The organism is Microbacterium sp. (assembly GCF_051953575.1).
Classification (GTDB): Bacteria; Actinomycetota; Actinomycetes; order Actinomycetales; family Microbacteriaceae; genus Microbacterium.
Genome location: NZ_JBQCIP010000286.1, coordinates 1 through 7,224, shown reverse-complemented (window position 1 = coordinate 7,224; position 7,224 = coordinate 1). Strand labels below are relative to the sequence as shown.

8 protein-coding genes are annotated in these 7,224 nt (G+C 70.6%); 1 reads left to right on the top strand and 7 read right to left on the bottom strand.

Annotation, left to right across the window (positions count from 1 at the left end; genetic code table 11):
* Positions 1–155: 155 nt before the first annotated feature.
* The 5 genes from ACTHNQ_RS18305 to rplU form a co-directional block, all read right to left on the bottom strand.
* Positions 156–1,415, bottom strand: coding sequence for a glutamate-5-semialdehyde dehydrogenase (locus ACTHNQ_RS18305; RefSeq protein ID WP_440335377.1), 1,260 nt, complete (start codon positions 1,413–1,415; stop codon positions 156–158).
* Positions 1,416–1,448: 33 nt separating this feature from the next.
* On the bottom strand, positions 1,449–2,273 hold the full coding sequence (proB, locus tag ACTHNQ_RS18300) for a glutamate 5-kinase (RefSeq protein ID WP_440335376.1): 825 nt from the start codon (positions 2,271–2,273) through the stop codon (positions 1,449–1,451).
* Positions 2,270–3,790: a GTPase ObgE gene (gene obgE / locus ACTHNQ_RS18295; RefSeq protein WP_440335375.1), complete on the bottom strand. Its 1,521-nt coding sequence runs from the start codon at positions 3,788–3,790 to the stop codon at positions 2,270–2,272. Before obgE ends, proB begins: the two co-directional genes overlap by 4 nt.
* 94 nt (positions 3,791–3,884) lie before the next feature.
* The gene (rpmA, locus tag ACTHNQ_RS18290) at positions 3,885–4,142 is read right to left on the bottom strand and encodes a 50S ribosomal protein L27 (RefSeq protein WP_345543369.1); all 258 of its coding nucleotides are present in this window, start codon (positions 4,140–4,142) and stop codon (positions 3,885–3,887) included.
* A gap of 18 nt (positions 4,143–4,160) precedes the next feature.
* The gene (gene rplU, locus ACTHNQ_RS18285; RefSeq protein WP_026305464.1) at positions 4,161–4,469 is read right to left on the bottom strand and encodes a 50S ribosomal protein L21; all 309 of its coding nucleotides are present in this window, start codon (positions 4,467–4,469) and stop codon (positions 4,161–4,163) included.
* Between the two features lie 162 nt (positions 4,470–4,631).
* On the opposite strand from rplU, the gene ACTHNQ_RS18280 reads away from it, so the two are divergent.
* Positions 4,632–4,898 (top strand): DUF4031 domain-containing protein, encoded by a 267-nt coding sequence (locus tag ACTHNQ_RS18280; protein WP_440335374.1) that lies wholly within the window; start codon positions 4,632–4,634, stop codon positions 4,896–4,898.
* Between the two features lie 7 nt (positions 4,899–4,905).
* Here the strand turns inward: ACTHNQ_RS18280 and ACTHNQ_RS18275 are convergent, their stop codons facing one another.
* Both ACTHNQ_RS18275 and ACTHNQ_RS18270 read right to left on the bottom strand, forming a co-directional pair.
* Positions 4,906–5,994, bottom strand: a complete 1,089-nt coding sequence (locus ACTHNQ_RS18275) for a glycosyltransferase (RefSeq protein ID WP_440335373.1) — start codon at positions 5,992–5,994, stop codon at positions 4,906–4,908.
* An 81-nt stretch (positions 5,995–6,075) separates the two neighbouring features.
* Positions 6,076–7,224: ribonuclease E/G (locus ACTHNQ_RS18270; protein WP_440335372.1), on the bottom strand; the 1,149-nt coding region annotated here is incomplete at its 5' end.

Sequence of the window (7,224 nt, the reverse complement as noted above, 5' to 3'; positions counted from 1 at the left end):
GACGACCGCCACGATGCCGTAGCCCACGGTCTCGAGGGCGACGTTGCCGGTGTGCTCAGCCTCTTCGGCGGCGATGGCGATGATCGTGGCGAGTGTCATTCGTGCTCCGTTTCGGGGTTCGCCTCTGGGGCGCGGGACCGGACCAGTCTATTCCGTCACGCGCGCACTTGTCCGGCGCCGCGCGCCAGCCACTTCGAGCTGGTCAGTTCGGCCAGCCCCATGGGCCCGCGGGCGTGCAGCTTCTGCGTCGAGATGCCCACTTCTGCGCCGAAGCCGAACTCGCCGCCGTCGGTGAAACGTGTCGACGTGTTCGCCATCACGACGGCGGAGTCGACCTCGGCGAGGAATCGCGCCTCGTTTGCGGCATCCGTCGTCACGATGGACTCGGTGTGGTGCGTGGAGTACTGCCGGATGTGCGCCAGCGCGTCATCGAGGTCGTCGACCACCCGCATGGCGAGCTCGAGGCTCAGGTACTCCGTCGACCAGTCCTCGTCCGTCGCGGGCGTGACGCCCGATGCCAGCCGGGCGACGGTCGCGTCGCCGTGGACGGTGACGCCGCCCTCCTGGAGAGCGGCGACCACGGGGCCGACGAGACGCTCAGCGGCGCCGCGGTGCACCAGCACGGTCTCGACCGCGTTGCACACGCTCGGACGCTGTGTCTTGGCGTTGACGACGATGTCGCGCGCCCAGTCCAGCGGCGCGGTCTCGTCGAGCACGATGTGCACGATGCCCGCGCCGGTCTCGATGACGGGGACCGAGGACTCGGTGACGACCGTCTCGATCAGCTGGGCGCTGCCGCGGGGAACCAGCACGTCGACGATGCCGCGGGCGTGCATGAGCTCGCGGGCTCCTTCCCTGCCGAACTCGTCGACGGTCTGGATCGCCTCCGGGTCGATGCCGCGCTCGCTCAGCGCGCCGCGCATGGCGCGGACGAGGGCGGCGTTGGTGAGTTCGGCGGCCGTGCCGCCGCGCAGGACCACGGCGTTGCCCGAACGCAGCGCGAGGGCGGCGATGTCGACGGTCACGTTGGGACGCGCCTCGTAGATGGACCCCACCACACCGAAAGGCACCGACACCTTGGTGAGCGACACGCCGTTGGCGAGGGTGCGCTCGTCCAGCACGCGTCCGACCGGGTCGGGCAGCCCTGCGATCTCGCGCACCGCGGCGGACAGCGCGGCGACGCGCGGTTCGTCGAGCCGCAGCCGGTCCTGCAGTGCGACGGACAGCCCGCTCTCGCTCCCCCGACGCAGGTCCTCCGCGTTCGCGGTCACGATGTCGTCGACGGCTGCGCCGATCGCGTCGGCGATCGCGAGCAGCGCGTCGCGCTTCTCGGAGTCGCCGAGCAGACCGATGGTGCGCGCAGCGTCCTTCGCCAGGAGCATGCGTTCGCGGGCCGTGGTGGCGGTGGTGGTCATCCGCCCAGTTTAGGACCGCTGGGCGGAGCCCGATCAGCCGACGCGGACCGCGCCCGTCATGGTCGACGATGCCGGCGCCGGATTCGGTTCGAACCACGTGCCGATGTCGTCGCCCGACAGTGCTTCGCCGACGAGATCGGCGCTCGTGACGAGCACTCCGATCCCGGATGCCGCCGCCAGGCGCGCCGCTGACACCTTGGTGGCGGCTCCCCCGGTACCGACGCTGTTGACCACCACGGAGCCGAACTCGAATCCGTGCAGGTCGTCGCCGAACGCCACGCGCGGGATCGGGACGGCTCCCGGCTCGTCCGGGGGCCGGGTGTAAAGGCACTCGATGTCGCTGAGCAGCACGAGGGCGTCCGCGCCGATCAGCTGCGCGACGAGGGCCGCGAGGCGGTCGTTGTCGCCGAAGCGGATCTCGTGAGTGGCGACCGTGTCGTTCTCGTTGACCACGGGAAGGATGCGCAGCCCCAGCAGTCGCTCCATCGCGCGGCGTGCGTTCTCGCGGTGCGTCGGATTCTCGAGGTCGCCGGCCGTCAGCAGCACCTGGCCCGCCACGATCTGGAACGGGCGCAGCGCCTCCTGGTAGCGGTAGATCAGGATGTTCTGCCCGACGGCGGCGGCCGCCTGCTGCGTCGCGAGGTCGCTCGGCCGCTCGTCGAGGAGCAGGAACGGCATGCCCGTCGCGATGGCGCCGGACGACACGAGCACCACTTCCGTGCCGCGACCGTGCGCGGCTGCCAGCGCATCGACCAGCGGACGGATCTTGTGCGCATTGTCGCCGCTGATCGACGACGAGCCGACCTTGACCACCACTCGGCGAGCGGTGATGATGTCACCGCGTTCGCGTGCGCTCACTCGTCGTCCTCGTCGTCCCAGTCGGGGCGGGGACCGCGCTCGGCGAGGCGCTCGGCTTCGAGTTCGGCGCGGGCCTCGGCCTTGGCATCCATCATGTCGTGGTACATGTCGCGACGCTCGGAGGTGGTGCGTCGCGTGCTGCGCAGCAGTCGGGGATCGGTGCCTCGCGGTGCCGTCATCAGTTCGGCCGTCGACGAGACCGACGGCTCCCAGTCGAAGACGATCCCGTCGCCCTCGCCGATCACGACCGTCGCGCCGGGCACGGCGCCGGCGCGATACAGCTCGTTCTCGACACCCAGCTTCTCCAGCCGGTCGCCGAGGTACCCGACGGCCTCCTCGTTCTGGAAGTCCGTCTGCTGGACCCACTTGAGCGGCTTGTCGCCGAGGATGCGGTAGACGTTCCCGTACGTGCCGCCCTCGACACGGATGGTGAACTCCTTCTCGGCGCCCTTCGGGCGGATCACGATCCGCTCGGGCGCCGGCGTCGCGGCCTGCTCGACACGGTGCGTCGCCACGATGTCGCCGAGCGCGAACGTGAGCTGACGCAGGCCCTCGTGGCTCACCGTCGAGATCTCGAACACGCGGAACCCCCGCTCCTCGAGGTCCGGGCGCACGAGATCCGCGAGGTCCTTCGCCTCGGGGACGTCGACCTTGTTGAGCGCGACGAGCTGCGGGCGCTCCAGAAGCGGAAGCTGACCTTCCGGCACCGGGTAGGCGGCGAGCTCGGCGAGGATGACGTCGAGGTCGGTCAGCGGGTCCCGGCCGGGCTCGAGCGTCGCACAGTCGAGCACATGCACGAGCGCGGTGCAGCGCTCGACGTGCCGCAGGAACTCGAGACCGAGCCCCTTGCCCTCGCTGGCACCCTCGATCAGTCCGGGCACGTCGGCGACGGTGAAGCGGGTGTCCCCGGCCTGGACGACGCCGAGGTTGGGGTGCAGCGTGGTGAAGGGGTAGTCGGCGATCTTGGGTCGTGCGGCCGAGATCGCGGCGATGAGGCTCGACTTGCCGGCCGAGGGGAACCCGACGAGCGCGACGTCGGCGACGGTCTTCAACTCGAGGAGGATGTCGCCGGTCCAGCCCGGCGTGCCCAGCAGCGCGAAGCCGGGGGCCTTGCGCTTGGGCGTGGCGAGGGCCGCGTTCCCGAGCCCGCCGATACCGCCCGGGGCCGCGACGAAGCGCATGCCCGGCTCGATCATGTCGACGAGCGTCTCGCCGGACGCGTCCTTCACGACCGTGCCGACCGGGACGGGGAGCTCGAGCGACTCGCCCAGCGCTCCCGACCGGTGGTCGCCCATGCCGAAACCGCCGTTGCCCGCGGAGCGGTGGGGCGAATGGTGGTATGAGAGGAGCGTCGTGACCTGCGGGTCGGCGACCAACACGACGTCCCCGCCGTGGCCGCCGTTGCCGCCGTCCGGGCCGGCGAGCGGCTTGAACTTCTCGCGCTTGACCGACACGCAGCCGTTGCCGCCCTTACCGGCGCTCAGATGGAGCGTCACGCGATCGACGAACGTGACCATGCGGTCCCCCTCAGGACTGGGTGCTGCCCCAGAGTAAAGGGAAGGGGCGAGCCGAAGCCCGCCCCCTCCTCGAAGTGTGTGTGAAGCCGGTGGATTACTCCGCCGCCGCCACGATGTTGACGACCTTGCGGCCGCCCTTGTGGCCGAACTCGACCGAGCCCGCGGCCAGCGCGAACAGCGTGTCGTCGCCACCGCGGCCGACGTTGGCGCCGGGGTGGAAGTGCGTGCCACGCTGACGGACGATGATCTCGCCGGCGTTGACGGCCTGGCCGCCGAAACGCTTCACGCCGAGGCGCTGAGCGTTGGAGTCACGACCGTTGCGGGTGGAGCTTGCGCCCTTTTTGTGTGCCATCTCTGCGTCTCCTGTGGCTTACTTGATGCCGGTGACCTTGACGCGCGTGAGGTCCTGACGGTGCCCCTGGCGCTTCTTGTAGCCGGTCTTGTTCTTGAACTTCTGGATCACGATCTTCGGGCCGCGCTCCTCACCGAGGACCTCGGCGGTCACGGTGACCTTCGCGAGCTTCTCGGCATCGGTCGTCACGGCGTCACCGTCGACGAAGAGCACCGCGGGGAGCTCGATCTTGTCGCCGACCTTCGCGGCCTGGCGGTCGAGAACGACGATCGTGCCGACCTCGACCTTCTCCTGCCGGCCGCCGGCGCGCACAACTGCGTAAACCACTTCACACCTGTTTCTTCTGGGAGCACGCGCACGCGCTCAGGACGTCAACAAAGACTTGGTGCGGATGTCTCGACGCACCAAGGGTCTACTTTACCAGATGCCGGAACAGTCCGCGAAAGCGCACGACGTCGTGTCGTAGCGACTGATGAATAGTATCTGGACGTGACCATCCTGATCGACGACCCGCGGTGGCCCGCGCACGGGCGGCTGTGGGCGCACCTCGTGAGCGACGAGTCGATCGCCGAGCTGCACGCCTTCGCCGAGGCCAACGGCATCCCGCGGCGTGGATTCGATCTCGACCATTACGACGTGCCGGAAGAGGCGCACGCCCGGCTCATCGCCGCCGGCGCCGTGCATGTCGACGGCCACGAGCTCGTACGCCGCCTCATCGCCTCCGGGCTGCGTGTGCGGGGCCGCGACCGGCGCTGACGCGACCTCAGACGACGACCGACATCTCCAGCACGTCGGCGGCCCGCGCGGGGCCGTCGAACGCGCGCACGGCCTCCCCCAGCCGCTGAGCCCGCTCGTGCACCACGGTGTCGGCGAGCAGCGCGAGGATCGCGGCCCGGATGACCGCGGGATCGGAACGGCGCGACAGCGTCGTTCCGACGCCGGCCCGGGCCACCGCGCGTCCCACGCGCGGCTGGTCCGAGGCGCCGTCGAGAGGCAGCGCCAGCACCGGCACACCGTGTGCGAGGGCGGCCAGCGTCGTGCCGTGCCCGCCATGGCCCACGAGGACCGAGGCGGACGGGAGCAGCTCGTGGTGGGGCATCCATTCGCGGACCTCGACGGAGCGCGGGACGCGCAGCTCCGCGACCGACACGGCGGGGCCCAGGGTCGCGACCACGCGGGCGTCGAGGGCGTCGGCGGCGTCGAGCACCCGCTGCCACGTCGCCACGAGGTCGGGGAACCGGAAGGTGCTGAGGCTCATGACGACCGTGGGCTCCGTCGGGTGCGCCGCGACGGCCGCGGTCATCGCGCCCGCGTACACGACCGCGCCGGGATGGGCCGACAGCGGCGGCTGGGGCGCGAACGGCGCCACCAGATCGGGGACGGATGCCACCACGATCGGCGTCGCGTGCGACCGGGCCGTGCCGACCCGCACACCTCGCACCCAGCCGATGGCCCCGAGCGCCCGCATCCCGTTCACGAGGAATCCGTGCAGGGTGTGCTCGAGGACGGCGTAGCGGCGTCCCATGCGGTCCAGGGTGTCGAGCACTCCGACGAGCAGGCAGTCGACCACGACGACATCGGCCGGGTGCTCGACGAGCAGCGACACCGTGTCGTCCGCCATGCGGTGGTCGAACACCAGCCGCAGCAGTCCGCGCGGCCCGGATTCGAGGACGAACCCCCGCGCGCTCGCGTAGGCGGTGAAGGCGAGCCCCGCGTCACGGTAGGCCTCGGCCTGCGAGTCGTGACCGAGCACCAGCACGTCGTGACCCCGCCGCCGCAGGGCGCGCGCGATCGCGATGGTGGGCATGCGGTTGCCGCCGCCGTCCCATGTCACGAACACAAAGCGCGCCATGGCGCCTCCCCAGGTCCCCGCGGCCAAGATTAGCGACCGGAGGACCCGAGGCGACAGTGTGTGACGCGACGAGTCGCGGGATCAGTCCTCTGCAGGCGTGTGCGGCACCGGCGTGCCGGTGAGCGCGGCGGTGGTCACGCGACGCCGCGAACGACCCTGCCCGGGTGCCTTCGGCTCGGGGAGCGCGTTGAGCACCGAGTCCAGGAGCATGTCCTTCTCGGTCTTCGGCTCCTTCTTGGCCGCGGGCTGCTTGGCGGCCGTGTCGGAGCGCTTCTTGCGCTGCTTCTTCGGCCGCTCCACGGGGGCGTCCTCCACGACCACGGCGGCCGGCGCAGCCTCGTCGGCGTGGTGGATGGTGGATGCTGCGATCTGAGCCAGGGCGGACTTCATGCCCTCGGTGATCACGTGGGTGCCCGTCGAGCCGTTCGACGACGCCGGCGCCGGGTTGGCGCCGCCGCGCGGACGCCGGCCGCCGCCCGAAGGAGCGGCGCCTGCGCCCGGAGCGCGGTGCTTGACGACGGGGTCGTGGTGCACGATGAGACCGCGGCCGGCGCAGACCTCGCACGGCTCGCTGAAGGTCTCGAGCAGGCCGAGGCCCAGCTTCTTGCGGGTCATCTGCACGAGGCCCAGCGACGTCACCTCGGCGACCTGGTGCTTGGTCCGGTCACGGCTCAGGCACTCCACCAGGCGGCGCAGCACGAGGTCGCGGTTGGACTCGAGCACCATGTCGATGAAGTCGACGACGATGATGCCGCCGATGTCGCGCAGGCGCAGCTGGCGGACGATCTCTTCGGCCGCCTCGAGGTTGTTCTTGGTGACCGTCTCTTCGAGGTTGCCGCCGGAGCCGACGAACTTGCCCGTGTTGACGTCGACGACGGTCATCGCCTCGGTGCGGTCGATGACGAGCGAACCGCCCGACGGCAGCCAGACCTTGCGGTCGAGCGCCTTCTCGATCTGCTCGGTGACCCGGAACTCGTCGAACGGGTCGTGGTCGCCCTCGAAGCGCTCGACGCGTTCCAGCAGGTCGGGCGCCACGGACTCCAGGTACTTGGTGATCGTGTGGAACGCGTCCTCGCCCTGGATGAGCATCTTCGAGAAGTCCTCGTTGAAGACGTCGCGGACGATCTTCACGAGCAGGTCGGGCTCGCCGTGCAGCAGGGTCGGCGCCGTCGCGGTCTCGGTGAGCCGCTGGATCTCGGCCCACTGGTTCGCGAGCCGCTGCACGTCGAC